General features: G+C 34.5%; 40 protein-coding genes and 1 tRNA gene. 5 read left to right on the forward strand and 36 right to left on the reverse strand.

What is annotated here, in order from left to right; translation table 11 throughout:
- Positions 1-66: 66 nt before the first annotated feature.
- The 25 genes from NiCM35_RS18245 to NiCM35_RS18365 all read right to left on the reverse strand — a co-directional run bounded on the left by NiCM35_RS18245 (position 67) and on the right by NiCM35_RS18365 (position 9,995).
- On the reverse strand, positions 67-369 hold the full coding sequence (locus tag NiCM35_RS18245; RefSeq protein WP_171509756.1) for a MazG-like family protein: 303 nt from the start codon (positions 367-369) through the stop codon (positions 67-69).
- Positions 329-505, reverse strand: coding sequence for a hypothetical protein (locus NiCM35_RS18250; RefSeq protein ID WP_433780436.1), 177 nt, complete (start codon positions 503-505; stop codon positions 329-331). The genes NiCM35_RS18245 and NiCM35_RS18250 overlap by 41 nt, the downstream gene beginning before the upstream one ends.
- A 339-nt stretch (positions 506-844) precedes the next feature.
- A complete protein-coding gene (locus NiCM35_RS18255; RefSeq protein WP_433780438.1) occupies positions 845-1,288 on the reverse strand; it encodes a hypothetical protein in 444 nt (147 codons plus the stop codon).
- Complete coding sequence (locus NiCM35_RS18260; RefSeq protein WP_433780440.1) at positions 1,279-1,434, reverse strand: Fur-regulated basic protein FbpA; 156 nt, start codon at positions 1,432-1,434, stop codon at positions 1,279-1,281. Before NiCM35_RS18260 ends, NiCM35_RS18255 begins: the two co-directional genes overlap by 10 nt.
- Entirely contained in the window at positions 1,431-1,994 is a 564-nt protein-coding gene (locus tag NiCM35_RS18265) for a crossover junction endodeoxyribonuclease RuvC (RefSeq protein ID WP_433780441.1), read from the reverse strand. The genes NiCM35_RS18260 and NiCM35_RS18265 overlap by 4 nt, the downstream gene beginning before the upstream one ends.
- Positions 1,991-2,200 (reverse strand): hypothetical protein, encoded by a 210-nt coding sequence (locus tag NiCM35_RS18270; RefSeq protein WP_249878197.1) that lies wholly within the window; start codon positions 2,198-2,200, stop codon positions 1,991-1,993. The genes NiCM35_RS18265 and NiCM35_RS18270 overlap by 4 nt, the downstream gene beginning before the upstream one ends.
- Positions 2,197-2,466: a hypothetical protein gene (locus NiCM35_RS18275; RefSeq protein WP_433780443.1), complete on the reverse strand. Its 270-nt coding sequence runs from the start codon at positions 2,464-2,466 to the stop codon at positions 2,197-2,199. The genes NiCM35_RS18270 and NiCM35_RS18275 overlap by 4 nt, the downstream gene beginning before the upstream one ends.
- Entirely contained in the window at positions 2,456-2,632 is a 177-nt protein-coding gene (locus tag NiCM35_RS18280) for a hypothetical protein (RefSeq protein WP_433780444.1), read from the reverse strand. The genes NiCM35_RS18275 and NiCM35_RS18280 overlap by 11 nt, the downstream gene beginning before the upstream one ends.
- Positions 2,625-3,566, reverse strand: a complete 942-nt coding sequence (locus tag NiCM35_RS18285; RefSeq protein WP_433780538.1) for an ATP-binding protein — start codon at positions 3,564-3,566, stop codon at positions 2,625-2,627. The genes NiCM35_RS18280 and NiCM35_RS18285 overlap by 8 nt, the downstream gene beginning before the upstream one ends.
- The gene (locus tag NiCM35_RS18290; protein WP_433780446.1) at positions 3,490-4,419 is read right to left on the reverse strand and encodes a DnaD domain protein; all 930 of its coding nucleotides are present in this window, start codon (positions 4,417-4,419) and stop codon (positions 3,490-3,492) included. Before NiCM35_RS18290 ends, NiCM35_RS18285 begins: the two co-directional genes overlap by 77 nt.
- Before the next feature lie 8 nt (positions 4,420-4,427).
- Positions 4,428-4,598 carry a hypothetical protein gene (locus NiCM35_RS18295; RefSeq protein WP_341132748.1) on the reverse strand — a complete coding sequence of 57 codons (171 nt, stop codon included), beginning with the start codon at positions 4,596-4,598 and terminating at the stop codon, positions 4,428-4,430.
- Positions 4,591-5,397, reverse strand: coding sequence for a PD-(D/E)XK nuclease-like domain-containing protein (locus tag NiCM35_RS18300; RefSeq protein WP_433780449.1), 807 nt, complete (start codon positions 5,395-5,397; stop codon positions 4,591-4,593). Before NiCM35_RS18300 ends, NiCM35_RS18295 begins: the two co-directional genes overlap by 8 nt.
- Positions 5,348-6,235, reverse strand: a complete 888-nt coding sequence (locus tag NiCM35_RS18305; RefSeq protein ID WP_433780451.1) for a hypothetical protein — start codon at positions 6,233-6,235, stop codon at positions 5,348-5,350. The genes NiCM35_RS18300 and NiCM35_RS18305 overlap by 50 nt, the downstream gene beginning before the upstream one ends.
- The gene (locus NiCM35_RS18310) at positions 6,235-6,408 is read right to left on the reverse strand and encodes a hypothetical protein (protein WP_433780453.1); all 174 of its coding nucleotides are present in this window, start codon (positions 6,406-6,408) and stop codon (positions 6,235-6,237) included. Before NiCM35_RS18310 ends, NiCM35_RS18305 begins: the two co-directional genes overlap by 1 nt.
- Before the next feature lie 104 nt (positions 6,409-6,512).
- Positions 6,513-6,665, reverse strand: a complete 153-nt coding sequence (locus NiCM35_RS18315) for a DUF6906 family protein (RefSeq protein WP_164463660.1) — start codon at positions 6,663-6,665, stop codon at positions 6,513-6,515.
- 11 nt (positions 6,666-6,676) lie between these two features.
- Positions 6,677-6,886, reverse strand: a complete 210-nt coding sequence (locus NiCM35_RS18320; RefSeq protein ID WP_433780455.1) for a YqaI family protein — start codon at positions 6,884-6,886, stop codon at positions 6,677-6,679.
- On the reverse strand, positions 6,879-7,175 hold the full coding sequence (locus tag NiCM35_RS18325) for a hypothetical protein (RefSeq protein ID WP_433780457.1): 297 nt from the start codon (positions 7,173-7,175) through the stop codon (positions 6,879-6,881). The genes NiCM35_RS18320 and NiCM35_RS18325 overlap by 8 nt, the downstream gene beginning before the upstream one ends.
- A 1-nt stretch (position 7,176) precedes the next feature.
- Entirely contained in the window at positions 7,177-7,302 is a 126-nt protein-coding gene (locus NiCM35_RS18330; RefSeq protein ID WP_433780459.1) for a hypothetical protein, read from the reverse strand.
- Positions 7,303-7,304: 2 nt separating this feature from the next.
- Entirely contained in the window at positions 7,305-7,712 is a 408-nt protein-coding gene (locus NiCM35_RS18335) for a YopX family protein (protein ID WP_433780461.1), read from the reverse strand.
- A gap of 81 nt (positions 7,713-7,793) precedes the next feature.
- A complete protein-coding gene (locus NiCM35_RS18340) occupies positions 7,794-8,039 on the reverse strand; it encodes a hypothetical protein (protein ID WP_433780463.1) in 246 nt (81 codons plus the stop codon).
- A gap of 20 nt (positions 8,040-8,059) precedes the next feature.
- Entirely contained in the window at positions 8,060-8,431 is a 372-nt protein-coding gene (locus NiCM35_RS18345) for a hypothetical protein (protein ID WP_433780465.1), read from the reverse strand.
- 177 nt (positions 8,432-8,608) lie between these two features.
- Positions 8,609-9,271 (reverse strand): ORF6N domain-containing protein, encoded by a 663-nt coding sequence (locus NiCM35_RS18350; RefSeq protein ID WP_433780467.1) that lies wholly within the window; start codon positions 9,269-9,271, stop codon positions 8,609-8,611.
- A 19-nt stretch (positions 9,272-9,290) separates the two neighbouring features.
- The gene (locus NiCM35_RS18355; RefSeq protein WP_433780469.1) at positions 9,291-9,479 is read right to left on the reverse strand and encodes a hypothetical protein; all 189 of its coding nucleotides are present in this window, start codon (positions 9,477-9,479) and stop codon (positions 9,291-9,293) included.
- Between the two features lie 114 nt (positions 9,480-9,593).
- Positions 9,594-9,719: a hypothetical protein gene (locus tag NiCM35_RS18360; protein WP_433780471.1), complete on the reverse strand. Its 126-nt coding sequence runs from the start codon at positions 9,717-9,719 to the stop codon at positions 9,594-9,596.
- 21 nt (positions 9,720-9,740) lie between these two features.
- Positions 9,741-9,995, reverse strand: coding sequence for a helix-turn-helix domain-containing protein (locus tag NiCM35_RS18365; protein ID WP_123257977.1), 255 nt, complete (start codon positions 9,993-9,995; stop codon positions 9,741-9,743).
- Between the two features lie 157 nt (positions 9,996-10,152).
- Here NiCM35_RS18365 and NiCM35_RS18370 point away from each other — a divergent pair, with 157 nt between their 5' ends.
- A complete protein-coding gene (locus NiCM35_RS18370) occupies positions 10,153-10,785 on the forward strand; it encodes a LexA family protein (RefSeq protein WP_341132758.1) in 633 nt (210 codons plus the stop codon).
- Positions 10,786-10,850: 65 nt separating this feature from the next.
- Positions 10,851-12,257 carry a recombinase family protein gene (locus tag NiCM35_RS18375; protein WP_433780474.1) on the forward strand — a complete coding sequence of 469 codons (1,407 nt, stop codon included), beginning with the start codon at positions 10,851-10,853 and terminating at the stop codon, positions 12,255-12,257.
- Between the two features lie 3 nt (positions 12,258-12,260).
- On the opposite strand, the gene NiCM35_RS18380 is transcribed toward NiCM35_RS18375, so the two are convergent.
- Positions 12,261-12,713: an ATPase, T2SS/T4P/T4SS family gene (locus NiCM35_RS18380; protein WP_249928299.1), complete on the reverse strand. Its 453-nt coding sequence runs from the start codon at positions 12,711-12,713 to the stop codon at positions 12,261-12,263.
- 222 nt (positions 12,714-12,935) lie between these two features.
- On the opposite strand from NiCM35_RS18380, the gene NiCM35_RS18385 reads away from it, so the two are divergent.
- Positions 12,936-13,007: transfer RNA gene (locus NiCM35_RS18385), tRNA-Gln, on the forward strand.
- 348 nt (positions 13,008-13,355) lie between these two features.
- Here the strand turns inward: NiCM35_RS18385 and NiCM35_RS18390 are convergent.
- Positions 13,356-14,288, reverse strand: coding sequence for a cation diffusion facilitator family transporter (locus NiCM35_RS18390; RefSeq protein ID WP_095332765.1), 933 nt, complete (start codon positions 14,286-14,288; stop codon positions 13,356-13,358).
- A 41-nt stretch (positions 14,289-14,329) separates the two neighbouring features.
- Positions 14,330-15,376: a flavin-containing monooxygenase gene (locus NiCM35_RS18395; RefSeq protein WP_095332763.1), complete on the reverse strand. Its 1,047-nt coding sequence runs from the start codon at positions 15,374-15,376 to the stop codon at positions 14,330-14,332.
- Positions 15,377-15,649: 273 nt separating this feature from the next.
- Here NiCM35_RS18395 and NiCM35_RS18400 point away from each other — a divergent pair, with 273 nt between their 5' ends.
- A complete protein-coding gene (locus NiCM35_RS18400; RefSeq protein WP_095332761.1) occupies positions 15,650-16,348 on the forward strand; it encodes a helix-turn-helix transcriptional regulator in 699 nt (232 codons plus the stop codon).
- A 371-nt stretch (positions 16,349-16,719) separates the two neighbouring features.
- Here NiCM35_RS18400 and NiCM35_RS18405 read toward each other — a convergent pair whose 3' ends face one another.
- From NiCM35_RS18405 to NiCM35_RS18435, 7 genes are all read right to left on the reverse strand, one after another.
- Positions 16,720-17,355: an MBL fold metallo-hydrolase gene (locus tag NiCM35_RS18405; protein WP_123257981.1), complete on the reverse strand. Its 636-nt coding sequence runs from the start codon at positions 17,353-17,355 to the stop codon at positions 16,720-16,722.
- Positions 17,356-17,368: 13 nt separating this feature from the next.
- On the reverse strand, positions 17,369-17,686 hold the full coding sequence (locus tag NiCM35_RS18410) for an MTH1187 family thiamine-binding protein (protein ID WP_095333912.1): 318 nt from the start codon (positions 17,684-17,686) through the stop codon (positions 17,369-17,371).
- 98 nt (positions 17,687-17,784) lie between these two features.
- Positions 17,785-18,912: a YqgU-like beta propeller domain-containing protein gene (locus tag NiCM35_RS18415; protein ID WP_123257982.1), complete on the reverse strand. Its 1,128-nt coding sequence runs from the start codon at positions 18,910-18,912 to the stop codon at positions 17,785-17,787.
- Positions 18,913-19,084: 172 nt separating this feature from the next.
- Entirely contained in the window at positions 19,085-20,272 is a 1,188-nt protein-coding gene (locus NiCM35_RS18420; protein ID WP_095333908.1) for a M14 family metallopeptidase, read from the reverse strand.
- A gap of 131 nt (positions 20,273-20,403) precedes the next feature.
- A complete protein-coding gene (locus tag NiCM35_RS18425) occupies positions 20,404-22,302 on the reverse strand; it encodes an LTA synthase family protein (RefSeq protein ID WP_095333907.1) in 1,899 nt (632 codons plus the stop codon).
- Between the two features lie 291 nt (positions 22,303-22,593).
- Positions 22,594-23,556 carry an ROK family glucokinase gene (locus NiCM35_RS18430; RefSeq protein ID WP_095333905.1) on the reverse strand — a complete coding sequence of 321 codons (963 nt, stop codon included), beginning with the start codon at positions 23,554-23,556 and terminating at the stop codon, positions 22,594-22,596.
- A complete protein-coding gene (locus NiCM35_RS18435; RefSeq protein ID WP_047941253.1) occupies positions 23,556-23,771 on the reverse strand; it encodes a YqgQ family protein in 216 nt (71 codons plus the stop codon). The genes NiCM35_RS18430 and NiCM35_RS18435 overlap by 1 nt, the downstream gene beginning before the upstream one ends.
- Before the next feature lie 282 nt (positions 23,772-24,053).
- On the opposite strand from NiCM35_RS18435, the gene NiCM35_RS18440 reads away from it, so the two are divergent.
- Positions 24,054-24,926, forward strand: a complete 873-nt coding sequence (locus NiCM35_RS18440; protein ID WP_123257983.1) for a hypothetical protein — start codon at positions 24,054-24,056, stop codon at positions 24,924-24,926.
- On the opposite strand, the gene NiCM35_RS18445 is transcribed toward NiCM35_RS18440, so the two are convergent.
- On the reverse strand, positions 24,916-26,433 hold the full coding sequence (locus tag NiCM35_RS18445; protein WP_123257984.1) for a rhomboid family protein: 1,518 nt from the start codon (positions 26,431-26,433) through the stop codon (positions 24,916-24,918). The genes NiCM35_RS18440 and NiCM35_RS18445 overlap by 11 nt on opposite strands.
- Between the last annotated feature and the right edge of the window lie 40 nt (positions 26,434-26,473).

Below are 26,473 nucleotides of genomic sequence, written 5' to 3' on the forward strand. Positions count from 1 at the left end.
TGAATCCCAAATACATAATCAAAAATATAGATACATGACCAACCTAAAAACCGGAGAAAAATGTTATTATTTCAAATCATCTTCTTTCACGAATACTCCATTAATCATCTTTCCTTTACGGTCTTTAATTTCTTGATATGCCAATTCAACACATTCCTCAATGTCCAAGCCAAGTTGTTCAGACAAAATAACTAATACTACATACACATCACCAATGGAGTCTTCAATTTGTTTACTATTATTTTTCGCCATGCCTTGCGCAAGTTCTCCAACTTCTTCAATCAGTTTTAGCATTTGCTTATTTGGATCAGCAGTGTGTAAATTTCTATCAACAGCCCATTTTTTTATTTGTATTGTTAAATCTTTCATTATTTTTCTTCCTCCTAACCTTTAATGGATGCTCGCCCACTCCTTTACAACGCGGGCAAGTTTTATCTTTATAAATAGTCCCATGTCCATTGCACATCAAGCATACTGTCATATCTAGTAAACTTGTTATGCTCATTTTGATTCCTCCTAAAATATTGTTTCTTTATAACTAAATAATTAGTAAAATATAACCATGTCAAATGGAGGTGTTTAATTTTGTTCGATAATATTCCTTTAAATTCAATGATGTTTATTGGACCATTGCTGATCTTATTTGTAACTTTTCTTGTAATAGCAATTTTGTATTCATTACTATTCAGATGGCTTCCAAATAAAATTTTTAATTTCTTTCTCGGACCAATTATTTTAATTCTTGGAGGTTATATCTGGATCTATCCAATGCAAATGGGTTTCTATGAACTATTTAAATAACTTACATATCACTCTCCCTCCCGAAGGAAGGAGAGTGAAGCTATTAATCTAATTCTTTTTCGTCCTCATTAAGTTCATCCATAGAGATTTGGTCACTTGGCACATTCACGTTGCCTTCTTTATCGACTGAATACTCAATGCCTTCGTGGTCATCCTCACCATAAAATTCTTCTATGCTCATTTGTGATTCAACAATGTTTAATGTGACATCAGAACCGGCCATTTTATAAAAGTTAAAAGATTGATCAGATGATGTGTCACCCTTAACGATGAAGTCTAGGACTGTTTTCTTGCTGTCCTTAGCACTCTTGCTGAACTCACATGTTAGCTTTTGTTCAACACCCTCAATCTCTAGCTCAACAACTTCCCTTGTTAAATGATTGATTTCTGGCTTCTTTTCATCATCGCCTTTTACATAAAACTGGATTAATTCCTTTTTACTGTCCTTTGTTTGTTTATTAAAATGTGCTTTAACGGTTAGTTGCATGAGTGGTTCGCTCCTTTTAATTGGTTATATATATTTTCAAGCTCCTCATATGTAAGTTCGTACAGCTGCCTTCCATCAGGAGTTTTGAAATATCCTAGATTAATAAGTTTTGCCTTTAAATCGTCTTTTTCTTGTTCTAATGTCATTTTGCAACCTGCTTCTTCTTTCTTTTCTTTTTCGGTTTTTGCTTTGGCTGAAGAATGTTTACTAATACTTCTGTTTGGTATGGATGTAGAATCATATTCATTTCTAATTCAGAAGCATTCTTGAAAAGATGAATACTTCTAGCTATATGGGCCATTACAAAAGCATCCCTTATATTGTCACTTTTATTGCTATATCCCCATAAATCGAATAATGGTTGAATCATATCGTTTTTAGTTGCATTCCCTTTGCCTGTTGCAAATTTTTTAACGGCGCTAGGAGCTACCTCAATGTAATTGATTCGTCTTCTAAGCAATGCCATTCTTATTCCCCATCCGATTCCGCCTAGTTGTATTCCTTGTGTTGTGCTATAGCCAAAGCCTTCAATCACCACAACATCATCTGGCTGCATATGTCTCATAACATCATCGATCATTGTCGCCATACGTTTCGGGTCCTTATCACCAATACCTGTTAATTCTTTTTGTACTAAGACATTTAACTTTTCATCCAAAGCGACAAATCCTGTTTTAGTACTTGGGTCAATCCCAACAAATCTCATAAGTCAATCTCCTTTGCTCTAAATGGTATTTGGCTGGCAATTTTCAAATAATTTTCTCTTAATCCGTAAGGAATTCTTTTACTTCGATCTTGGTTGTAATACTTGTCCGTTTCTTCTTCGATGGATTTATGATGATGGACACACAATGGAACGAGCGCCCAAGTACTGCTTGCATCTTGATTGCAATTTGGATAACAGCACTTCATTTTCTCTTCCTCCTATTCACTTGTTTTAATTTCTTACATTTCGCTAGATGAATGACTGCCAGCATGATTTCATCAGGGTCACGATTCATCATTTTGGCGATTCGTTCTATATCTCGGTAATCTCTAAATTGTTTAGAAATCTCTTTTAAGTCACTTTCATAAAACTCAAAGTTACAATCTTCGAGAACTGTTATTTTTCTGTCACTTCTTGCCCTTCCGTCCGGCTTATAGTTATGCGGTGATGTTCGTTCCTTCTTAGCTGCCAACTGCGCTCATTTCCTTCTTAAATGCTTTGATTCGCTCTTTGAGTGCATCTAAATCAGTATGAAACTCTTTTTCTGTTATAGGCGGGCATTTAGGACAAGGTTTATAACGTATGCCATACACTTCAAACTCATTAATAACTCTCTTTCCGTTGCATAGATTACACATTCTCAATTCCTCGCAATCTATGATTCAAGTCTTTTTCTATACCTGTGATATTCACTGTAAAGTCGCTGCATCTTTCAATGATTCTGTCCGCAAGAGCTGGATCAATTTCTCTTAACTCACTTGTATTCAATTCAGAAGAGATAAGGAAAGGCAACATATTGTTGTATCGGTAATTGATAACTTCATAAGTCATTTCTACTTGCCACTCTGTTGCTCGTGGCTTTTTGATCTTTCCTTGTTTTGTCTGAACCATAAAAGGCTTAAACAAATCATCTATGAACAGAACTTCGATTTTCTTCATCCGATCTAATTTAGCTTGTAACTTGTTAAAATCGTCCTTCAAATCCGTGAAACCTTCGACATAAGGAAAGTACAATACTGGTATTTGCCTTTTGGACATTAAGTTGTTACACAAGGCAGTTAGTAGATGTGTTTTGCCTGAACCTGGATTCCCTAATAGAGCCATACTGTTACGCTCTGTAAATCGTATATCTCGGAACGATTGGTAATATTCAACTGCACAATCAAATGCATCTTTTATTACTTGCGGTTTGCCTTCAGTAATGAAAGTCTTGAATCCCTTACTTTTAAATGCTTCTGTTATCTCACTCGACTTAAGGATTCTATTTGTCTTAACAGATTGAACACAGTTGCATTTTTTCGAGTAAGTATCTCGCCATTGCCAAGCTTCATCAGGTCCACATACCTTGCCAGCTAAAAAATCATCTTCTAACACCATTTCATCAGGTACCAATCGGCTTTCAACATTTCCATTCACCTTGATATAATCTTCCTTCCATTCCGTATCCTTATGGACCCGATAAATGACAATTCGTTTATCTTTGCAAATAGAGCATTTATACTTGTTTTCTTCTGACACGCCCAACGGGAGTTCCGTTTGTATTGGTTTGGCTCGTGCTTGAAGTTGCTGCAGAATCTGTTTTATATCTGTTGCCACCTAGATCACCGCCATTTCGTTTTTCTTCAAACTTCCGGTTATACTCTTGGACTGCTTCTAAAGTGAATAGCTGCATGTCATGATATTTTTTAATAATGGCTTTTACATAACTACTCGGATTTCTAGGAGCTTGTTTTCCAGCCTGTTTAATCACTTCGCAAATTATGGCTTCTGGTTCTTGGAAAAATGATTCCTCACTATCTATCCAAAAATTAAATTCTTGAATTAAAATTTGTGAAGGAAAGCCAAAGATTTTTTCATATTCTAAAACTGGATTATTTTCCATAACATCAACCTCGTTCTCTTTTATATCTTGTTGTTGTTTTATATCAATAACTTTTATATCTTTCTTTATCTTATTAGACACGACACTTTTGTCGTCTCTCTCTACCAAATCTGTCGTGTCTCTCGGTTCAGACATGCCACTTTTGTCGTGTCTCTCCTTTAGAGACATGCCAGATTTGTCGTCTCTCTTTTGGTCAGACACGACAGATTTGTCATGTCTCTTTTTATAAAACTTCTTAGAATTTTTCACTTTAAAAATATCTCCGTAAGGTGCTTTTACTGAGTGAATATAGCCATAGTCTTTGAGTCTTCCGATATTTCTTTGAATAGTCCGTTCACTACTGCCTAAATCCTCAGCTATTTCAGATAACTTAATAGGTTTTCCACCAAGAACAATGCCCCAAGTCTCTCCATCATCACTCTTAACTTCTTTTGTGGTCTTAGCGATCATCCAGAGAAACTCCCATAAGGCGTTACCTATATTTTCTTTATGCTGAGGTGAAAGGAGTCCCATGTGTACCGGAAAATAAAAGGTTTCGGGCATTGTCTCACCTACTTCCTATAACAAATCGCCATTCCATTTGATACTTTCTTAACTCGATATCCTGGATAGCACTTTTGTATATACTGCAAAATAAGTTGTTTAAGATGTTCCGTATCTTTTGCTTCCTTCCAAATCCACTCTGGCAAGACAACATGAGTAGGAACATCTTGGTCATACATAAAGCAGCGATCCTATTTCCATGGTGTCTGATAGCTTTTTTACTGACCTACAATAATCACATTTTCCACAACCAATAGGTTTTTCCTTACCTTTCTTTACCTGTACAAATCGCTCCATCTTCATTTCTGTATATTCATACTCAAATGAGAATCTTGATTCATCGAAATGTAAAACAGCTTTGTTAGGTGGATTCTCCTTTGTAACAGCCACGATGTATGGGTTATATAAAGAACCTGTGTTTTGCTCAATAATCTTGCGGTAAATAGCCATTTGAAGAACATAATCCCACGCTTCAACAAATGATACCCACCCTTCGTATTTATCGCTCCAGTACCTTTTATGAAGGTCCTGTGTAGTCTTTAAATCCGAGAAAGTATTTCGATTATGATTAATGGAATCCACTTTGATTTTCCAAGGAGAACCGTATAGTTCCCCTGTGAAAATCACTTCTTTCTCACCCTCCATTGCAAACATAGCAAATGGATCCTGTTTTACTGCATATATCATAGAATTAGCTGTTTCAAAGTCTGAATACATGCCACCACGCGACTTAAAAATGGCCCCATTATTTTGTTCTACAAACTCTTTAAAGGCTTCTCCGCTTTCAAAGGCAGCATGTACATAAGAACCGACAATCAAAGCATTTGAAGAAGGTTGCTTATATTCACCACTTAGTTTTGCAAATGCTTTAGCTTCACACTCTACAAAGCTTTTAAACTGGGAAACTGACATGTAATCTCGATCAGCTTCAATCGAATGATAATTCTCCTTGTTCAGTTGGAGCAGCTTCTTTTCCATCTACCTTGTCAGCTCCCTTCTCTTCTTTGAAAGACTCTGCTAATGTGCTGCTTTTCTCTTTCTCTGCTTTTTTGATTTCTTGTCCTTTTGAAAACCAATCATCAACTTTGCTCATTCCATCTTTTAAAGAGTTGAAAATCTTGATTAAATCTAAATAATCTCTTTCAGAAAAGGAATCAACGTTATAGCCAAATCGAGCCTCAATCATTTGTTGAGTTACACGATGATTGTCTTTGAATGCTTTAAGAGCATTTCCGACTCTGTCCTTTAAAGGACTTTTATTTTGACCAGTAAGAGTTCTATTGCATTCCTCAACAGCCTTGTCCACAATGTCACCTGGTATGATACTTAAAACGCAAGCACGAACTCTTCTTGCTCCTTGGTTGGCAACTAATTCGTAAATATCTCTTGGATCATCTAACTTCTTTATTTGCCCGCCTGCTTTTCTAGAATGAGGAACAGTGAAAATCTTTTCCTGTCTTACATTTGTTTCTAAATCCCATGCATAAGCCATTGCTACAGATTCACCGTTACGTTGTTCGAGTTCTTTTACACCAAACGATAAATTGCCCCAGTTTTGAGCTAAAACCTCAGCTAGACGAATAGATGGACCTTCTATCTTATTTCCTCCACGAGGGTAGCTATAGACTGCTTGTTCTGCTAATGCTGGTCTTTTGCAGTTATCTAAAATCCGTTTTTCTGCATCAAACACATTTCTAGGGAACTGCTTAGCCATGAATATTTGACCTTTTACTTCCTCCATTTCTCGGCTGCTTGAGGACTGTGCTAACACTCCTGGTTGTTGCTGTTGGTTATATTGCAAAGACAATTCGCTCATTATTTTTCCTCCCTAGATTTCTTATCTAATTTTTGATATATAGCAATGAGTTGGTCATAAAAAGCACTACCACTCATTAGTTTTTGATGCTTTTCTAAAAAGTTATAAAGTTCTTCTAACTCTGGATTAACTGGGCTATATATGGTTTTATCTTCCGCATTAAAGAATGGCACCTTATAACCTCCCCTTGATTTTTAACACAATATGTCCTATTATTGTGTTAACTATTTGTTTGGTCGCTGACCAATTGCGGTATGCTCTGCCAAGCGTATCGCTTTTATTTTGGGATTTTTCTTGTCGTTCCTGTAAATCTATGAACCAATGAAACTTGATCACCAGCATTCTTATAAATCAGCCAGTTGTCGGGATTTAATCCGTAACTTTTAATGTGAATCTTTTGCTTTTTAGTTGGGTTCTTTCCTTGCTTCATAGCTTGTCCTCCTATTCTGCTGTTTTAAATTCAAACCCTAATTCCTCAATCAAGTAATCTTCTAAACTGTCAGCTAAAATGACATTGCCGTCATGTTCAATAATCTCGTCACCTACTAAAATTTCATTTCCGAAGAAATCAATTCCAGCGTGTTCCGGCTGTGCAATCATATTTGGATAACCAGTAGAGCGAATTTGACTGATAACTGGATGTTCAATCATCCAATTCCTCTCCTTCTTCCAACCATGAAATACACATGGTTTTATTTAGAAAAAAGTTGTTAATATTAACCTTAAACCCTCTATTTCGATAATAATTAGCTATAGATTCTGTACATTGATACTCATTCCATAAAGGATCACTAGGAACTGGTGTGATGTAACTGAAATGGCCATCATTAGCTTTACTTTTGATAATTTCATTTGTTCTATTAATAAATTGTTCTAAGTTCGCCACAGCTACTTTATGTCGATTATCTGTAGATTTCTTTCTCATTTCTGCTGCTTTCATTTCACTCAATCCCTTCTATCATTTCGTCTACTGTGATTACTTCTCTTGGACTAGTTGAGAACTCTACATTTTGAAGCCTTGTATGTAGATCACCGTCAAATATTGCGTTGATTACTTCTTGGCTCATGCTTATTCACCCCTTTCTAATAGTTCAGGATTTTGATAGATATTGCCGATTATTTCAAAAGTTGGATCTAGTTCGATTGAATTTCCTAAATACTGTTTTACTCCAACAACTTTGAAAGCTGCCATCCCATAAGTTACTTTGCCGATATGCCTATGTGCTTTACCATAAGCCCACCAATGACCTTTTACGACATCCCCTTCATAAATCTCCACACCGTTTTTGTCTTTTAGGCCTGTATATTGCATCAAGTCATAAGTACCTTCTCCATTCGGTAAGCTTCCACAACCATTTTGTTGATTGTAATAACAAGCTTGATTTTCTAGAAAATTGATTGCATCATGAGTATTCGTTCCACAAATGTGCATTTTTGAGTAATCCTTATCCCAAACTCGAAACTTAATCTCTCGCATATGTATCACCACCTTTCAATAGAACATCTTTCGTTCGTCTTTTTTCGCACATTTGCTAAAAAGAGTACCGACTTTTGTCGGTTATTTTTCTTCAACTTTCCAATCCACTACATATCCAAATCTAAGACTTGCATTTTCTGCCGATTTCTCTGCCCTTACTTTGCTTTTATACACTTTCGTTTCTTCTGTTATTTCTTTATCTGTAATAGGATAATCTTCACCTTGGACTGTATAATGTTTACCTTGCCAGTAACCATAACTGTTACTATCAACTACTTTCTTGTCATTGGTCATTTTTGTTGTTGATAGGTATATTACAAACCCCATTTACTCCTCACCCTCCACAATCAAATGACATATTGCTTATATTCGATGGTTTCAATCGTGTAATCCAATTTGCCATAATCAATATTTTTTTCTTTCAATGAATTAACGAGCATCCTTTTGATTCTCATTAGTTTCTTTAAAGTTTTTTGCTGTTTTAATCCTGTTTCATTCCAATTTAATCCAACATAAAACTCTGTTACTATTAGTTGTTCTGGTGGTAATTCGCCATAACGCTTTACAAACATTTCTTTATTTGGAGCAAAATAAAATTCAAATTCTTCAACATGACTGTGAAATCTAACTTCACAACCCATTTCCGTCTGCAAATGAATCAATACAGCTAATTGTTGTATTTCACCGATTAATCGACTTGCTTTTAAGTAGTAATCCATTATTTCACTCCCTTCTTAGACTTAAGTAGATTTTGCTTTTCTTCTGAATTAAGCTTTAACCATTCAGCTGGTTTGATTTTCATTTAAACCACTCCTTATCTTCCTTTGTAAATATAAGTATTAATATAACTATGTTGTTTAAAAGAACACCTGCAACTAACAATTCAATGTGTTCAATCATATTAATGGTCTCCATGTCTTCACCCATGAAATGGCTTCTTCATAATCCAATTTGCGTAAATCACGATAGGTCGGTACTCCAAACGCATCTCTAAAGTTTCTGTGGATGCATGGGAACAATTTCTTTAGGTCCAGTCCATTCGGATTGGCTGTTTCGAATACTTTGTACACTCTCTTCTTAATCTGCTTCTGCAAGGCATTCTGTTCAAATGAATCTATTCTTACGTTGTCTTCTAGCTTGGACAGCCTGCCATCGTATTCGTTGAATTTCTCTTCATGTTCTATGGTTAGTTTTATAGATGCTATGAGTTGTTCTTTATCTGATAACACTTTGACCACTGAATAATATTCATCCACAAGTTTCTCGTAAGCATCCCATGCAGCATCTGTATTTAATGATTTAGCGTGCAGCCATGCTCCTTTTTCTGTCCAGAGATAAAGTGTATTTGCATTTTTTGAACCATCGTCAATTTGTACATGGTTGAGAAAGTTTCTTTTGTCTTCACCAGTTAAAGCAAAGTAGTGTTTACCTTCTTTATATCTATTTGCATTTCTAGTGAAGTTTTTACTTATTTGTTGCTTATCTGCTCCGTATGCTTCTGCTAATAATGCTGTCGTTAAAACACGTTGATTGTTATGATTAATTACTGTTAAATCCATTTTGTTTCTCCTGTCAAAATTAATCTGCTTTCTTTATTACTGAGATGTGCCAACTTCTTTCTAAGTATGTTTGCTTGGCTCGTTCCAATATTTCTATAGCTTCTAAAGCATTTGATTCGCTTTCTACTAGCGCTCCCACTATTTTTGATGTGACAGATATTTTTTTCTGTTCATCTAAATATTTTTTATTTTCTTCTTGTAGGCTCATTGGTTTCTCCTTTCAATCTTCTGACGTTGCTACCGTCTACTAAGCTATTAATCTCATCATTAACCGTCATGGGCTCGGTTCACAGCGCATTGGATTGTATTGGGTTTATTGTTTTTATTTCTTTTTTTGTTCTTTTTCATATGCAATGATTCTTGGTATTGAAGTTTCCATAAAGAATTTCACCATTTCTTTCATAGTTTCATCGCTTATGTTTGGTGGATTGATTTTTATTCCTTTCATCTTCACCACTCCTTACTACCTTTAAACGGTACTACTATTTAAAAAAAATTCATCATCATGTTTTCCATCATTAACATTAGGAAGTCTAATCAAATCAGAAGGTATATCATAAAGTTTTGCTGCTTTTTGTAAAACATGACCAGGAATAGCGGTTTGACCTCGTTCGTATCCACCTAGAGTTTTTTCAGTAATACCAAGTTCTTTTGCTGCTTCCATCTGTTTTAAACCTGCATTCACTCTAGCTGCTGCTAATGATATTTGAAATACTCTGTTCATGCTCTCAACTCCTTTCCTTATTTCTATGTTTTTAATATACTACCTTTAAACGGTATTGTCAATCGTTAAAATTAAAAAAAGTACCGAAAAAAAGTATTTTACCTCTTTACAACACTACCGAAAAACGGTAATATTAATGAAGAAAGGAGGTGCAAAAATGGACGAGAAAGAGAATTTAAAACAAATTATGGCTAAGAATATTAAAAAATATTTAGATCGAATGGGGAAAAATCAAACTGATTTGGCTAGAGATTTAAACATACCAGAAACGACCGTTTCTAATTGGATGAAAGGTAATACATATCCAAGAATAGATAAGATACAATTAATGGCTGATTATTTTGGTATTTATCGTTCTGATCTTACGGAAGACAAGCCTAATAACCTATACTCTACTACTACAGAATTAGTTAAAGTTCCTATTTTAGGGACAATTGCTTGTGGAGATCCAATATATGTAGAAGAAAACTTTGCTGGATATAGATATGAATCACCTGAAAATTTACCATATGGAGAAATTTATTACCTCGATGCAAAAGGTGATTCAATGGAGCCTACTATTCCAGATGGTTCTTCAGTAATGATTAGACAACAAAGCGATGTAGAAAACGGAGAAATAGCAGCGGTGTTAGTAAATGGAGATACTGAGGCAACTTTAAAAAGAGTAAAAAAACTTGGTGGTCTCGTTATGTTAATGCCAGAAAATCCAGCTTATGAACCTATTATTGTAAACAAAGAAAATCCAGCAAGAATCATAGGTAAAGCAATTAGATTTACAGTCGATCTTTAAATTACTAGCTAGGAATTTAAATTGGGGAGCGACGGCTCTCCTTTTTTTGAAGGGAGACAATATTAATGACAGTTGGAATTTACATTCGTGTTTCTACTCAAGAACAAGCAAATGAAGGATATTCTATAGGTGCTCAAAAAGAAAGATTGATCGCCTATTGTGCAGCACAAGGATGGAATGATTTTAAATTTTATATCGATGAAGGAATATCTGCTAAAGATATGAATAGACCAGAATTGCAAAGACTGTTAGATGATGTCAAAAACAGAAGAATATCTATGATCTTAGTTTATCGACTTGATCGTTTTACAAGAAGAGTTAAGGATCTTTATGAAATGTTAGAAATGTTAGAAAAGCATAATTGCTCATTTAAATCAGCGACAGAACTTTATGATACATCCAATGCAATGGGGAGAATGTTCATCGGCCTAGTCGCATTACTTGCACAATGGGAAACAGAAAATTTATCAGAAAGAATAAAAGTAGCTTTAGAACAAAAAGTTTCTGACGGTGAGCGAGTTGGAGCAATCCCATATGGTTTTGATTTAACGGAAGATGAAAAATTAATCAAAAATGAGAAATCAAAAGTTGTATATGATATGATCGAGAAAACATTTAACGGTATGTCAGCAACACAGTTGGCGAATTATCTTAATAAAACTAATGACGATAGAACTTGGCATGTTAAGGGTGTTTTAAGAATTCTAAAAAACCCAGCTATATATGGTGCTACAAGATGGAATGATAAGGTATATGAAAATACACACGAAGGAATAATTTCTAAATCTCAATATAAAAAATTACAGGAAATTTTAAATGATCGTTCTAAACATCATAGGAGAGAAGTGGCTGGTAACTATTTATTTCAAGGTAAACTTTCATGTCCTACATGTAAAAAACCGCTAGCAGTTAACAGATATTTACGTAAGCGGAAAGATGGTACTGAATATCAAAGTACAATTTATAAGTGTAGTTCTTGTTATTTGAAAGGTAAAAAAATTAAACAAATTGGAGAAAAACGTTTTTTGGACGCACTTTATATTTATATGAAAAAGATTGATTTAAAAGGAATAGAAATTACGGAAGAACCAGATGAGACCAAACATTTGACAGACCAATTAAAATCATTAGAGAAAAAAAGAGAAAAATATCAACGTGCATGGGCATCAGATTTAATTAGTGATAGCGAATTTGAACAAAGAATGTTAGAAACCAGAGAACTGTTCGAAGAATTAAAACGAAAGTTATCTGAGAAGAAGGAACCTATACAAGTTGATATTGAAGAAATAAAAAATGTGGTATTCACTTTTAATCAAACTTTCCATTTTCTCACTCAAGAAGAAAAAAAAATGTTTATCTCCAGATTTATAAAGAAAATTGATTATGAACTAATCCCCCAACCTCCACAAAGACCAGACAGATGTAAGTATGGAAAAGATTTAGTTACGATTACTGATGTCTTGTTTTATTAATATTTACGTAACGTTATCAGTTGGACCGGTCAGAATTATTAATCCGTGTGCATGCTTTAACAAGGAGATTAATTTACGAGAAATATTCGGAAATAAAGAGATGTGATAGATTGGAAGCATATTTTGGTCGGAAAGTATACGAATTACTAAACTCTCATGAGGGTGAGATGGTAAGGTTGAAAGTCGTAAGCCAATATACTGACCTTTGACTGTTGTGGAAATAGATCCATTTTGCGGTTTTCTTCTTTCGCCAATATCCATAGATGCTGTAAATTTGAAATGAGAGATCAACTTGTCGCATTCATTTGCTGAAATTACTAAGTGATTAATTAAATGATTGGCAATTCGGAATTGGAGGACAGATTCCTTTTGTTTTGGGGTTATGTGAATATCAGTAGCATTCTGTTCTACTGCCTCACAAATAATACGATTTGCTAGAGCTTCAATTGATAACACTTATATTTAACACCACCTTTATATTTATTCAAATATATCTTTCGACAAAAAAGGGTAAATTCCTTCTTTCTTTTTAATTTTTTTACGAATTTAATATTAGAGCTACTTATACAATTGAATTGTATTTTTCCATTGATACATTGATTAACAATCTTTCCAAGAAAGTTCCAATAGTCTGTATAAAAAAACAGCTCCTATCCATACTATATATATCAACTATTTTGGGCTATAGCCAAGTGGTAAGGCAACGGACTTTGACTCCGTCATTCGTTGGTTCGAATCCAGCTAGCCCAGTAGCGACCCGTGTTTCGGGTCTTTTTTTTGTCAAAAAAGAAGGGCGGACAAAACAAAATATATATTGGATAAAGACGAACAATCTCTAACTTAGTGGTGAAACCAATTTGTTCCATTACGCTCCAGTCACTCGCTTTCCGCGGGAGGAAGCTAAGCCTCCACACTGCGGGGTCTCAGCCTTTCCTCTATTTCCCGCAGGAGTCGAGTGTCTTCCTCTCCATTTCACTAATCTTATAAAATGGGGTGAAAACAAAAATAGATTCTATTTATCATTTGTTTAATTCAACAAATTTATTATTCAGCTTTAAGCATAGCCTTTTTAGTTTTGTTCCAGTCCCTTATTTTTTATTATACATTCATATCCTCATGCTGAATCTGTGACTTTTCGATTTGGATTGTTGTATGTTCCATTTTAAATTTAGTCTTCAGACGATCAATCGCATTCTGTAGAATCACTTGACTATCACTCTTATCATCAATTAATAGATGGCAGCTTAGTGAATCTAATCCTGAGGTGATTGTCCATATATGCAAGTCATGTACATCGATTACTCCAGCGATTCCTTCCAACTCCTTTTTTACCTCTTCTTGATTAATAGTGGTTGGTGTTCCTTCCATTAAAATATGGATCGACGTTTTAATTACTCCCCAGCCGCTTTTCAAAATTAATAGCGCCACTACAACAGATATGATTGGATCAGCAATATACCACTTAAAGAAGAGCATGAGGCAGCCTGCAATAATTGCGCCAACAGAACCTAACGCATCCCCTAAGATATGTAAATAAGCACTTCGTAAATTAACATTGCCCTCTACATCGCCTTTTCTCATTAAAGCTAAAGCACTAATCATATTCGCTAATAGTCCAATTACAGCTATTATCATCATCGTTCCACTTGAGACAGTCGGTGGTTGGGAAAAACGTTCGATTGCTTCCAATATGATAAAAAAGGCAATAACAAATAAAGTAACACCATTAAATAAAGCCGCTAAAATTTCAAAACGATAATAGCCGTAGGTTTTATTCGAAGAGGCAGGCCGTGTGGCGAACCAGATTGCTAGAAAGCTTAAAAAAAGAGAACTTGCATCACTTAGCATATGTCCAGAATCTGACAATAAAGCAAGACTATTTGTAAGTAAGCCGCCAAAAAACTCTAACATCATAATACCAGCTGTTATGATTAACGCTATAAGTAAGCCCTTTTTATTTCCTTCTCTTATTTCTGAGAATCCATGATGATGTCCATGATGACTATGGTCGTGCCCATGAGAATGTCCCATCTTATCTTCCTCCTGTTTCTAATAATATGATATTTACTTCTTTATTCCATGTTTCTCCGTACATGTTGATAAATATATGCTGCATCATCCCCAACTCCTTGAAGCAGACTGGAAGCTCTATTTCTTTGCCATGGTAATCCTAAAAAATACAATCCAGCAATATTCGTTATTCCCTTTTTATGAATAGGATCGCCTTTTACATTCACTACTTGTGGAATGGTACTCCAACTATAATCATGATAAAAACCGGTTGCCCAGATAACAGTGTTAACTTTTAGTGTCCGTTTATCTAGAAACTCAAAAGTATCATCAACAATTCTTTCTGTACGCGGAAATACTGTTATTGCTCCACTTTTTATTTTTGCTCTTAAGTCAAATCCAAAAAGTGGGTCTGGTTTCTTCCTTAGCCATTGACCTATTTTAGAATTGGTACTTGCTTTATATATTCTCATTTTCTCAAACCACCAGAAAATACTCTTATTCCCTATATTTTGTGGTAAAAAACGAATTTTATGACCTACTGATAGGTATACCAAATATTTGTCTGAAAGCTCCGCTGCAACTTGCGCCCCTGAATTCCCAGCTCCTACAATTAAAACCGGTCCTTCTTTAATTTGTTTCGGATTATGATATTGCGATGTATGAAGCTGGACCACATTTTTAGATAAGGTAGAAGCGAATGAAGGTATCAATGGTTTTTGAAAGGATCCAGTAGCAATAATCACTTTTTTAGCTGCTAATAAACTGGCATTCGTGACTACCTTAAAACCTTCCTTGGTCTTTGATAGTTCTTTTACCTCTGTATTTAATTGAACTGGCAACGAAAACGTTGTTGCATAATCAAATAAATAGTCTGCTATTTCTTCTTTTGTGGGATAGCCATCTAAATCCCCATTCAGCGGCAACCCAGGTAGAGAACTGTAAAAACGTGGAGTAAATAAAGTTAATGTATCATATCTTTTTCTCCAGCTTTCACCTATGGAAGTTTCTTTTTCTACTATGAGAAAAGATAATCCGCTTTTCTTTAAAAAGTAGCCCATCGCAAGTCCAGCTTGCCCGCCGCCAATTATTATTACATCGTAATCCATCACAATCGCCCCTATATTATATGAATATATGTTCATATATACATTATAAAATTTAAATAATAAATCTGTCAATAAAAATTAACAATAAGTTCCACTTCTCTTATAATAATCCATTTAAAACGTTGCTCATGCTTCAAATAGTGAATATGTACAATTTATGAACAAAATATTTGTGAAGTTGTGAACATTTTATAAACTTATCGTTTTAACCATGTTTATGGTAGATTGCTATATTATAATAAAGAAAATTAGTCCTTAGGAGGAACATTTAATATGGAAAATACACTAAAAGTTACAAATGTATTATCTGATCCAACTCGTTTCTATATTTATCAGTACATTACGAAACGTCATCAAGATGTCACGGTTCAAGAAATAGCGGATGAATTTTCCATCCATCCAAACGTAGCTCGCTTGCATTTATCTAAGTTAGAAGATGTAAGAATGCTACGCTCAGAAACAAAAAAGACAGGCAAAGGTGGTCGCCCCAGCAGACTATATCGTTTATCAGATGAAGTTATTCAATTTAGCTTTCCTTTTCGAGATTATCAATTATTAAGCAGCATTTTATTGAAAACGTTTGAAAGTCTTGGAGCAGATGGCAGCAAGGCACTTTATGAAACAGGAAAAACATTTGGTAAAGAGATGATGGAGCAGGAAATTGCTCGTATTACAAACAACACAGCTCTATTATCGAATGAGGATAAGCTACGTTTATTACAAAATGCTAGTTTAATGACTGGACAGTTACCTGCATTGGAATGGAATGACGATCAAACATCTTTATATTTTGAAATTTATAACTGTCCATTTAAAGAAGTTGCTATAGAACATAAAAATAAAGTGTGTACTATGCACCAATCCTTCTTTACGGGCATGTTTGAAGCTTTGTTTAAAGATGTCCAGTTAATTGAGAAACAAAATATTATTTCTGGTTGTGATCAATGCGCATATAAAACAATGGTGCAATAAGAAAGAGGGTGGGACAAAAGAATTTTACATAAAGAAAAAGCCAAACTATAATACAATAAAACATCGTAATAGTTCGGTTTTTTCTTTTCGCTGATTTATCTTTTTTATAGCTAAAAAACAAGTTCGTTCCATTGCGCTTCAGACACTCGCTTTCCGCGGGGAGGAAGCTGAGCCTCCTCACTGCGCTGCGGGGTCTCTGCCTTTCCTCTATTTCCCGCAGGAGTCGAGTGTCTTCCACTCCATTTCACTAACCTTATAAAATGGGGCGAGAAACAAAAATAGATATTATTTATCATTCGTCTAATTCAACAAATGATTATTCAGCTTTAAGCATATCCTTTTTAGTTTTGTCTCAGCCCCTTTTTCTTTATTTAAAAGCCATTAATATATGGATTATGATCCATTTCATGCTCAATCGTCGTTTTTCTACCGTGACCGGAAAGCACTAATGTGTCTTCAGGCAAATTCAATAACTTTTCATGGATACTTGTTAGTAATGTTCTTTGATTACCGCCAACTAAATCTGTTCTGCCAATACTTTCATAGAAAAGCGCATCGCCTACAAATGCCCAATTCTCTTTTTTAAAATAGAACGTAACACTGCCTGGAGAATGCCCTGGTGTCTCCATCACTTGAAAAGTAAAATCACCGATTGTCATGCTTGGATTTTCATCTAAGAAATGCTCGGCAGGTCTTGTTACAATCGGATTTGGCAGTCTAAATGCTTCGCTACCGTTTAATTTCGGATTAATTAGCCATTCTTCCTCTTTGATATGTACATAAACGGGAACACTATACTCTGTTCGAACATCTTCCACAGCACCAATATGGTCAAAGTGAGCATGTGTTAACAGAATAGCTATCGGAGATAATCCTAACTCCTGAATTATCTTGATTAACTTTTCTCCATTTGCCCCAGGATCTATCACCAAACAATCCTTATTTTCATTCCATATTAAGTAACAATTGGTCTGGATTGGCCCTAAAGGAATTTGTTTATACTCCATCCCATACCCCCTCCTATTTACTCTCTAATTGACTTACAACACGTTCTACTTTATCTTCCATTTTTCTACTTATATCCCGTCTATCATCAATTCGGATATTCGTACAAACACGAACAAGACCTTTTTCAAAAGGAACTTCATGCATAGCTTGGATTACTTCAAATAAAACAGGAAGCTCTCCCTCAATAATTGTATTCATCGGTGTTAATTGGAACCGAATTTGCCCTTTTTCTTCATAATGCATAAGCACTTTTTGTATATCTGCTACATATGCACTTACACTTGGTGTTTGTGTTCCTACTGGTATAACTGTTACATCTACAATTGCCATTAACTATGTTCTCCTTTCAACCGGCTATTTAATCTTATTTAAGACAAAGATACTTGATTTAAGTTCCATGATTATGATGGCATATTTTTATGCCATCATCAACTATTGTGAATAGTGGTAGAAAATAAGGAGCTAATTTCACCCGTTTTCATATCCAGCATATTTTCATAGTAATAACCAAATAGAATATACTTTCCATCACTAGAAATTTGGATGGGCTGATCTTCTAATTCCATTTCCGTATCTACCTTTTGGCTTTCACCTGTTTCCATATTTATTTCAACAAGATCAAAGCCATCTTGATAAGTTTCCGCATTACCACTATTTTTGGGAACAAAAGTAAGAAATTTATTCTCATAAAAAGTATAGTTTGGTATCAACCAATTGGAAAATTTAGATAATCTTGGTAGGCGGACACTTCCTTGCTCCTTTAATTCAGAATCATAAAAAGTATAAATGGCTTCCTCTTCTTTAGATGAACCGGACAGAGTAAGGAGATAACCATTTTTCTCTTCTATAAAATAAATATCAGGTACGTCCCATTCTTTTTCTTCTTTTGTTTCCATATTGAATAGTTTAAGAGGAGCGTAAAAGGAAGGGGAGCTTTGGTCCCAATCTAAATACATTACTTTTTCCTTTGATTGCCATTGAGGAAAGGGCGTAGACACAGGAAAATCACTTAATTCATTTTCTTGAATATCCAATACAGATACTTTACTTTCCCAATCCTTGGTGAAGGTCGTAATTAACAGTTCATTTTCATTATAAGGATTCCACACAAAATCTGTTTCATAGCTCTGCAGTTTTCTAGTAAGCACTTCATTTCCTTTCATATCAATTATATGAATTTCCCCTTCTTCATCAGAAAGAGCATTGTATATTAAAAGTTGATTTTTATTTATTATCACATTTGACAATTCTGTTACCGATTTATATAAAGGGCTATGCTTTCCAGTATAGATGTTATATGTATAAATTTTATTAACACCCTCTACTTTCGCCGAATAACAAATTGTATCATTTTTTATCCAGCCATATACTTGCTCAAAATCTCCTTCAATTGGACTAATAGGAGGAAGCATCGTGTTGTTATGGATATTTTTGTTCTTCGCTTCATTTTCACTGGCTGAATTATTCTGTCTTGGGACACAACCAGACAGAATAAGTGTGAAAAAAGTGAAGAGAAGAACTATTCCTAGTGTGTTTCTCTTACCTAATGGAAACATTTTTCACACTCCTATACTACTTTTCATGTTTTATTTACTCTATAGAATAGTAACATAAAAAAGCCGATTTTTTCGGCTTTTTTTCAAATATGCTGTGATATTTTAATAAAATAAGAAATATCCCTCAATATTAGGCACTTATTGACAATCCATGCTTACATTTACTGTAAAACTACAAATATAAAGACGCTAAGAAGATTGTAGATGTGTCATGATAGATTTCAGTAAATTGGGATAAAGGAAGAGGATTTATCCCTTTACCCAGCTCTAAAGTAAATCCAGGCTTTCTAAATTCTTGAATAAACCAATCTTTATAGCCTGCATGACTATCTACATTTTGAATGGCCTTATATCCACTCACTCTAAAAAATTCATTCGCTATCGTTTGCGATTCTGCTGGTTCTAATCCTTCATAGCCCCAATAAAATTCTTTTCCTTGCGTATGCAATGCTAATAAGCAGTCAAAGTTCTCTTTATATGCGAGCTTCGCCATCACTTGAGCCTCTGGTTCAGACAAAGGAGCGTCTCCTGGATAATCTCTTGGTGCTGGCGCTTTTGGTTCTTTCCGTTCCTTTTCAATTTCCCAATTTGCCGGAAATTGATTATTCAAATCGACTCCTCGTATATTCGCCTTCCAGCTAGTGAAATCAGTGCTTCCTTCATTTATCGAGATAAGTTTCTCTTTCTCTTCTTCTGGGGGACCATTCAAGACTAAATTAACTCCATCTGGATTGACCATCGGTACAATGGAAAGATCAATAGACTGATATAATGGCATTGTATGAACACAATGGATATTTGTCCCATTCGTTAAAGATAGTAAAAAGTCATTTAAAAATACCATTAAAATCGGGGTAGTAATCCATTCATTGGCATGGAAGGATGCATTTATATGAACCTTTTTTGTACCTTTTCCTATTCTAATTTCCTCAATATTATGTCCTAATACACTTTTACCAATTGTCTTCACTTGAATGAATGGAAAAAGCTTCTTTAATCTCGTTAAATCGACTTGCAAGGATTGATAATCATACTTTTTCTTCCCCTGCACTATTCTTCCAATAATGCGATTTGGAATATAAATTTCATCGCCTACTTGAAGATTATTTGGATTTAAATGTTGATTTAATAACAAAATACTATCCACCGAAATATTTCTTACTCCTGCCAATTTCCACAGAGTTTCTCCTGACTTTATCTGATGAACCTGTAATTCAAATCCAGGTATTTGGATGGTTTCAGAAGCTGCTAATTTATTCGGGTTAACATGTGGATTACTGTCTAAAATAAGATTCAAGGGAACCATAAAAAGCTGACTATAGTACCAAAGTGTATCTCCTGGTCTTAATTTGATCTCCATATGCCCACTCCTCTCCCTATATATATATGAACCTCCCTAAAAAACATTCATTATGGTACATTTCCTTATTCATAAAAAAAAGCTTTATGACAAAGTAGATATTTCTACATTTATCACAAAGCTCTATTACTCTACTCTTTTTTATTCGCTTCTTCTACTATATCAAGCATCCCTTTTTCTTTATCATAAAACCGCAATAAGTCTCCATAAATAATACTATCAGAATACTGCAATTCTAAATTCGCCTGCTCTATATAAGGCTCACATCTGTCTCCATCGACTGCTTCTCCAGTTGCTCGATCATAACAAACTTCTTTCGTATACACATAATCATCTGTGATAAAGCTGCCATCTCGTAAGACAACAAATGGATCATTGTTATCAGAGAAAAGATCAGATCCAAATTGAATATCATTTTTTGTCTCAATCCCAAGCAAATGAAGAAGAGTTGGCTTAATATCCACTTGACCGGACACTGTTGACAATGTTTTCCCTTCCATTCCGGGAATATGGATAACAAAAGGTACTCTTTGTAATTGAGTGCTTACAAAAGGAGTCACTTCTTCTCCTAATAACTCACTCATTGCTTTATTATGATTTTCGGAAATGCCATTATGATCTCCATACAGGACAATAATGCTATTATCATAGAGACCTTCTTCTTTTAGTTTCTCAATAAAAATTTTCAATGCTTCATCCTGATAACGGACAGTAGGAATATAATTATTCAGTGTTCTGCTGCCAGTTGTTAATGGCTCGATAAATTTGTCTTCTTCATCTAACTCGAAAGGAAAATGATTTGTCAGCGTAATAAATTTACTATAAAAAGGCTGCGGCATTTCTTTTAAATGAGCAATTGATTGCTCGAAGAAGTCAATATCCTTCAAACCCCAGCCAACAGAGTTTTCCTCCTTCACATCATAATCATTTATCTCATAAAATCGTTGGTATCCTATACTTTGGTACATAATATCACGATTCCAGAAACTCTTATTATTTGCATGAAGGGAAGCTGTGTAATAACCATTTTCATTTAAAATCTCAGGAGCCGCTTGATATTCATTCCCAGAATGAGTAAAGAAAACAGCCCCTCTACTTAATGGATACATTGAATTTTCTACAATAAATTCCGAATCTGAAGTTTTACCTTGTCCAGTTTGGTGGTAGAAATTTTCAAAATAAAAGCTCTCTTTAATAAAGTCATTTAAAAATGGTGAAATTTCTTCGCCATTAACTTCTCGATTGATTGTAAACGACTGAGTAGATTCTAGACTAATCATAATTACATTTTTCCCCTTAGCAATACCAAACATGTCCTTATTTGGTTCTATATAATTAGCCTGATTATAATTAACCATATCTGTTAATTCACTACCATCTGCAAAAGCTCTTTGTGCAGAAGTCTTTGTTTGCAGGAAAATATCATAAAGTTGATAATTATACGTTCCTATATTTTTCACTAAAAGCTCTCTATCAAATGTTCTAGTTAGCAATTGCGTTCTTTGCGTTTCTGCTAAACTTAAATTAAAAAAAGCTAAACTTATTGTAAGTAAATAGAAAATACTCTTGTGAACCCTTGTGTATTGCGGAATTTTTACAAAGGCTGGTTTCTTTTTCATAATGACAACTAGCAAAATAATATCAACAAAGAAAAGAATATCCGTAACATGAATTAACTCCCTAATACTACTCCCTAAATCACTCATATTACTTGTTTGAAATAAAAGCGGCAGGGTTAAAAAATCTGTATAAACTCGATAAAAAACCACATTTGCGTACAAAACAAAAGAAAGAATCAAACTTGAAATAAATATATATCGCTTTTGATTTTTTTCTGAGAAAAACATGGATATTCCTAGTATAAATAATATCGAACTTAAAGGATTAATGATTAATATGAATTGTTGAATCCAATTTTCAATTTTAATATCAAAGCTAGTAATATAGGCAATATTTGTTTTAATCCATAGTAAAACTGTTGCAATCGTTATAAGTGATAGCTTTGACCACTCCAATTTATTCTTAAACAATGGTGAATCCTCCTAACTATTGATCAAACAAAATCTCGAAAATTATTACTTTACACATTTTACAATAATTTTATTATATAAAGCTAATCTTTATGAAATTTTAATCAAATTTTCATCTTTGTGTATTATTATAATAGCTTACTCTTTTTTAAACGTCCAATCTGACGAAAAGTTTCATGAATTTTAACGACAAGTTTCTTTTTTGTTTAAAGGCAGCAAAAAAAATCTCCTTCGCAGCGGAAGAAGATTTATTATCATGCTTAATATCCTATCTATTTACACTTAGCTCGATTAATTTTTAGCCAACCACGCAGCACCAATTACCCCTGCTGTATTTCCAAGTGTCGCAACATCAATGACCGTTGACTCTGCTACACTTTTAAAGGAAAATTTCATAAAATTCTCTTTTACAGGATCTAACAGGACATCTCCGGCTTTTGATACTCCTCCACCTATGACAATTTTCTCAGGATTTAACGTATTAGCAATATTTGCTAATACTAGCCCTAAATGAAATGCAACAAATTGAACGATTTCATTAGCTAATTCGTCCCCTTTCTTCGCTGCATCGAATACATCTTTTGCTGTAATCGCCCCTTCTTGATCTAGTAACGAATGAAGCTCGCTTAATGTATGTCTTTCCGCTAATCTTTCTTTCGTTAAACGAACAATTCCCGTTGCAGATGCAATCGTTTCTAAACAGCCAGTTTTCCCACAGTTACAAGGAGCTCCATTTTCCACAATTGCAGTTAGATGACCTATTTCACCAGCAGCTCCTTTAACGCCTTGCACAATATCTCCATTAATAATAACGCCACCGCCAACACCAGTACCCAGTGTTACGCAAACTAAATCCTTTGCTCCCTCTCCTGCTCCCTTCCACATTTCACCTAAAGCAGCACAGTTAGCATCATTATCAATCGTTACTGGCAATCCTAAATCTGCTTCAAGGCGAGCCTTTAAAGGAAAATTATCGGGCCAGCCTAAATTTACCGTATTAAAAATAATTCCTGTTTCATAATCAAAAGGACCTGGCGCACCCATTCCTGCACCTAAAACATCGTCTTTCGAATGACCTAATTCCTTCAATTTAGCATCTATGGATTTTGCAATATCAGATGTTATATTTTTCCCTTCCTCAGAATTATCTGTTGGGATTTCCCAATGATCAATTAAATCGCCATTTAAAGATAAAAAAGCAATTTTCACCGTTGTTCCGCCTAAATCTATTCCAGCTACCCATTTTTCTTGCATCACACATTCCCCCGATTTCTCTTATCCTCTAAGTATTGTATTTCTTGATTAAGCAGTCGCATAGCAGAATCGAATTCTTGTTCTTTTATTAATTGAGATTGATATAATTCTTTAATTTCGGATTTCATTAATTGTAAATCGCCTACTCGATCTCCAACATAAATGATTGTCCCGTACTTTTTTAAAAACTGCTGCACGTCATAAATTGTTTGCATGGTACCCCTCGATTTCATTCTTTTTCTATCCACTGCAAAGGTTTGCATAAAGTGATAAATTAATCGTTTTCAAATTAAGTATAAAGGATACGGACTGTTTCCTCAACAGCAGATTCTTTTCCCTTATTAGGAAAGTAAATATATGGTTAAAGCTAGAAAACAAAAGATATTCCCTCCTCTTTCTTTTTTTATCATAATTTTCTTTTCCATACATATATTGAAAGAAGTATAGATGAGACAGGCTCATATTTTGAGCATACTTAACATGGAGCGGTGAAAATAATGAAAAAAGATTTTATTCGTTTAAGTCTTTCTCTTATTATTCTTATTTCTATTTTCTATATTTTTCAGCAAAAGCAGATTGCTAAGGAAAGTATCACCTATTTTCCGATTGATCCTACAGTCACCTTTCCGAAAGCAAACACGACCCTTACTTTTAGCAAAAAAAGGTTCGATGAATACAGCATACTTTGGGAGAGCCATTCATCCATTAATAAAGTAGCATATTTACGACAGGATATGAGCTTTCTGTATGCAAATGGAAAACTAATAAATAAAATGGGAGAATGGAAACAAAACACATTAGAGCTTTCAGAAAAAAAAACAATTGTGGAAAGAGAAAGTAACTTTTTACAAACAATAACTTTTCATTATGCGGAAATACATGATAATAGTGAAAGAATTTTCAGTTCACAAAAAACTTCTGCAGACAGCTTATATATTATTAACTCCAAATTTGAAAATGCTCCCCTAAACTTTCATACTCCCAGTAACTTAACAGAGAAAGATTGGGCAAAAGCTTTGGAGAAAGAAACATTAAATTATGTAGAGTATGCTTATCTTCAAGCATTAAAAAAATTCCATATTTCACCCGAGCAATATCAGACCAAACTATTACTTACAGACTTAATCAACTATAACGATGCACCTCTTCCGAACTTTTCAAAAGAACAAAGCGCAAAAATAATCGGCCAATTAACAGAGGGTCTCTATAAAAATTATTTTCTTGGCGTTATTAAAGAAGATGGAACCATTGCTGATCCCATCGGTAGTTCTATCCCTGTATTATTAATTAATGATAACCATCTTCTTATCTTATTTACAACAGCAGATGGTGAAGCAATTGTTTTAAGACAGCAAATATCTACTCTTTAATTTTATCCCATAATAGAAGATATTCAGGATTGTTTTTGTCCAAAGCTAAAGCTGCTTGTATATATTCTCTTGCTTCTTCCAATTTCTTATTATATAGACTAACAACCGCTAAATTATAATATGCTTCATGAAACTCTGGATTTATCGCGATTGTTTTTTGCAGGTTCTTCTCTGCATCATGTAGATTACGCTTCTTAAGTTGAATATAAGAAAGTAAAAAGTAGTAAACTTCATTATCCTTTGGTTCAAGTTTCTCCAAAGCCAACTCAGCCTGTTGAAGTTTTTCATCTTGAATATACTCATGGACCAGCTTATAGGCTGATTGATCTTGTCTTTGCAGTACATCTTGATGGAATGTATAAAGAACACCAATTCCCAAAAGCAGTATAGTAACAAAGGCGGCACCAAGCTGAATTTTCCAGTTTTTCTTCTTTGGAAAATGAACAATCGCTGTGGCTAAGAAGCCGCCTAGCAAGCCACCAATATGTCCTGCATTATCAATTCCTTGTATAGTAAAACCAAATATAAGATTGATAATAATGACAATAATGACGTTCCAACCCATAACACGAAAAAAAAGCTGTGGAAAGCGCCAGGCAAAATAAAGAAGAGCTCCAAAACAACCAAAAATTGCGCCGCTTGCACCAGCCGATAAAGATGGACTTAATAAATAACTAGCAAATACCCCACTAAACCCAGCAAATAAATAAATAAACAAAAATCGGCATGATCCAAAAATCCGCTCAATTAGTGGCCCAACATAATATAGGGCAATGGAATTCATAAGTAAATGCAATATACCAATATGTAAAAAAACAGGTGTTATAAATCGCCACCATTCCCCATTGGCAATTAAATAATTTACTTTTGCTCCCCATTTAATTAGCGTTTCACTGTTTGTACTTCCGCCGCTTAATTCCATTAAGAAAAATACAATCACTTGTATAGCAATGAAAAGATACGTGATAAATGGTTTTCCAAAATTAAATAACTGTCTTTCTTCTTTTTCTTTTTGTCTTAAGCTCGTAAAGATTGCTTCTTTATATTCTTGTATATGGGTTTCTCGCTCTGCTTCCGTTTCTGGCATACGTTGTAATTCAGCTATTTTATGCTCTCCTATTTTCCAGTCTTGAACGGATCGATCGAGAAGTATTGATTCAATTTGTACTTTTTTATTTGGACTTAAAAATACTGGATTGATAATATGTTCATATGAGTCTACAGGCGGATAAGCGGATATATAAATGCTCACCACTTTAAGGGAACGACTATGCAGCGAACTTCTTATCCTTTCAGCATTTAACGCTGTCCTTTCTATGTCCCTGCTTAACCAATTACTCCAGTTAATATCAAATTGAAATAGACGAATAACGGGGGATTTTGATTTATTCTCTTGAGCCTCGAGCCATATTTCTTGTTGATCTTCTGTTAAGTAGATAATTTTATACTGATATTCATTTACTAGTATATGGATGATTCTCCAATACTTATAATGTTCTAGCTCCATCTGTTCTCTCCCTACTCTCCGAACATCTTGAAAGGTAATG

This window comes from Niallia sp. M35 (genome assembly GCF_050971705.1).
GTDB lineage: Bacteria > Bacillota > Bacilli > Bacillales > Cytobacillaceae > Niallia > Niallia circulans_A.

Bases quoted from the DNA above. Each gene is read 5' to 3' on its own strand.
- NiCM35_RS18270 (WP_249878197.1), bottom strand. From the start codon at position 2,200: ATGAAGTGCTGTTATCCAAATTGCAATCAAGATGCAAGCAGTACTTGG.
- NiCM35_RS18300 (WP_433780449.1), bottom strand. From the start codon at position 5,397: ATGGAAAAGAAGCTGCTCCAACTGAACAAGGAGAATTATCATTCGATT.
- NiCM35_RS18295 (WP_341132748.1), bottom strand. From the start codon at position 4,598: ATGTATGACCAAGATGTTCCTACTCATGTTGTCTTGCCAGAGTGGATT.
- NiCM35_RS18340 (WP_433780463.1), bottom strand. From the start codon at position 8,039: ATGGGGTTTGTAATATACCTATCAACAACAAAAATGACCAATGACAAG.
- NiCM35_RS18320 (WP_433780455.1), bottom strand. From the start codon at position 6,886: ATGATTGAACATCCAGTTATCAGTCAAATTCGCTCTACTGGTTATCCA.
- NiCM35_RS18335 (WP_433780461.1), bottom strand. From the start codon at position 7,712: ATGCGAGAGATTAAGTTTCGAGTTTGGGATAAGGATTACTCAAAAATG.
- NiCM35_RS18255 (WP_433780438.1), bottom strand. From the start codon at position 1,288: ATGCAACTAACCGTTAAAGCACATTTTAATAAACAAACAAAGGACAGT.
- NiCM35_RS18415 (WP_123257982.1), bottom strand. From the start codon at position 18,912: ATGTTTCCATTAGGTAAGAGAAACACACTAGGAATAGTTCTTCTCTTC.
- NiCM35_RS18400 (WP_095332761.1), top strand. From the start codon at position 15,650: ATGGAAAATACACTAAAAGTTACAAATGTATTATCTGATCCAACTCGT.
- NiCM35_RS18440 (WP_123257983.1), top strand. From the start codon at position 24,054: ATGAAAAAAGATTTTATTCGTTTAAGTCTTTCTCTTATTATTCTTATT.
- NiCM35_RS18430 (WP_095333905.1), bottom strand. From the start codon at position 23,556: ATGCAAGAAAAATGGGTAGCTGGAATAGATTTAGGCGGAACAACGGTG.
- NiCM35_RS18325 (WP_433780457.1), bottom strand. From the start codon at position 7,175: ATGAAAGCAGCAGAAATGAGAAAGAAATCTACAGATAATCGACATAAA.
- NiCM35_RS18420 (WP_095333908.1), bottom strand. From the start codon at position 20,272: ATGGAGATCAAATTAAGACCAGGAGATACACTTTGGTACTATAGTCAG.
- NiCM35_RS18375 (WP_433780474.1), top strand. From the start codon at position 10,851: ATGACAGTTGGAATTTACATTCGTGTTTCTACTCAAGAACAAGCAAAT.
- NiCM35_RS18345 (WP_433780465.1), bottom strand. From the start codon at position 8,431: ATGGATTACTACTTAAAAGCAAGTCGATTAATCGGTGAAATACAACAA.
- NiCM35_RS18330 (WP_433780459.1), bottom strand. From the start codon at position 7,302: ATGAGCCAAGAAGTAATCAACGCAATATTTGACGGTGATCTACATACA.
- NiCM35_RS18360 (WP_433780471.1), bottom strand. From the start codon at position 9,719: ATGAAAGGAATAAAAATCAATCCACCAAACATAAGCGATGAAACTATG.
- NiCM35_RS18280 (WP_433780444.1), bottom strand. From the start codon at position 2,632: ATGTGTAATCTATGCAACGGAAAGAGAGTTATTAATGAGTTTGAAGTG.
- NiCM35_RS18365 (WP_123257977.1), bottom strand. From the start codon at position 9,995: ATGAACAGAGTATTTCAAATATCATTAGCAGCAGCTAGAGTGAATGCA.
- NiCM35_RS18260 (WP_433780440.1), bottom strand. From the start codon at position 1,434: ATGACATTAGAACAAGAAAAAGACGATTTAAAGGCAAAACTTATTAAT.
- NiCM35_RS18410 (WP_095333912.1), bottom strand. From the start codon at position 17,686: ATGGCAATTGTAGATGTAACAGTTATACCAGTAGGAACACAAACACCA.
- NiCM35_RS18435 (WP_047941253.1), bottom strand. From the start codon at position 23,771: ATGCAAACAATTTATGACGTGCAGCAGTTTTTAAAAAAGTACGGGACA.
- NiCM35_RS18350 (WP_433780467.1), bottom strand. From the start codon at position 9,271: ATGGATTTAACAGTAATTAATCATAACAATCAACGTGTTTTAACGACA.
- NiCM35_RS18290 (WP_433780446.1), bottom strand. From the start codon at position 4,419: ATGCCCGAAACCTTTTATTTTCCGGTACACATGGGACTCCTTTCACCT.
- NiCM35_RS18315 (WP_164463660.1), bottom strand. From the start codon at position 6,665: ATGAAGCAAGGAAAGAACCCAACTAAAAAGCAAAAGATTCACATTAAA.
- NiCM35_RS18395 (WP_095332763.1), bottom strand. From the start codon at position 15,376: ATGGATTACGATGTAATAATAATTGGCGGCGGGCAAGCTGGACTTGCG.
- NiCM35_RS18305 (WP_433780451.1), bottom strand. From the start codon at position 6,235: ATGAGCGAATTGTCTTTGCAATATAACCAACAGCAACAACCAGGAGTG.
- NiCM35_RS18355 (WP_433780469.1), bottom strand. From the start codon at position 9,479: ATGAGCCTACAAGAAGAAAATAAAAAATATTTAGATGAACAGAAAAAA.
- NiCM35_RS18245 (WP_171509756.1), bottom strand. From the start codon at position 369: ATGAAAGATTTAACAATACAAATAAAAAAATGGGCTGTTGATAGAAAT.
- NiCM35_RS18405 (WP_123257981.1), bottom strand. From the start codon at position 17,355: ATGGAGTATAAACAAATTCCTTTAGGGCCAATCCAGACCAATTGTTAC.
- NiCM35_RS18370 (WP_341132758.1), top strand. From the start codon at position 10,153: ATGGACGAGAAAGAGAATTTAAAACAAATTATGGCTAAGAATATTAAA.
- NiCM35_RS18250 (WP_433780436.1), bottom strand. From the start codon at position 505: ATGAGCATAACAAGTTTACTAGATATGACAGTATGCTTGATGTGCAAT.
- NiCM35_RS18390 (WP_095332765.1), bottom strand. From the start codon at position 14,288: ATGGGACATTCTCATGGGCACGACCATAGTCATCATGGACATCATCAT.
- NiCM35_RS18445 (WP_123257984.1), bottom strand. From the start codon at position 26,433: ATGGAGCTAGAACATTATAAGTATTGGAGAATCATCCATATACTAGTA.
- NiCM35_RS18265 (WP_433780441.1), bottom strand. From the start codon at position 1,994: ATGAGATTTGTTGGGATTGACCCAAGTACTAAAACAGGATTTGTCGCT.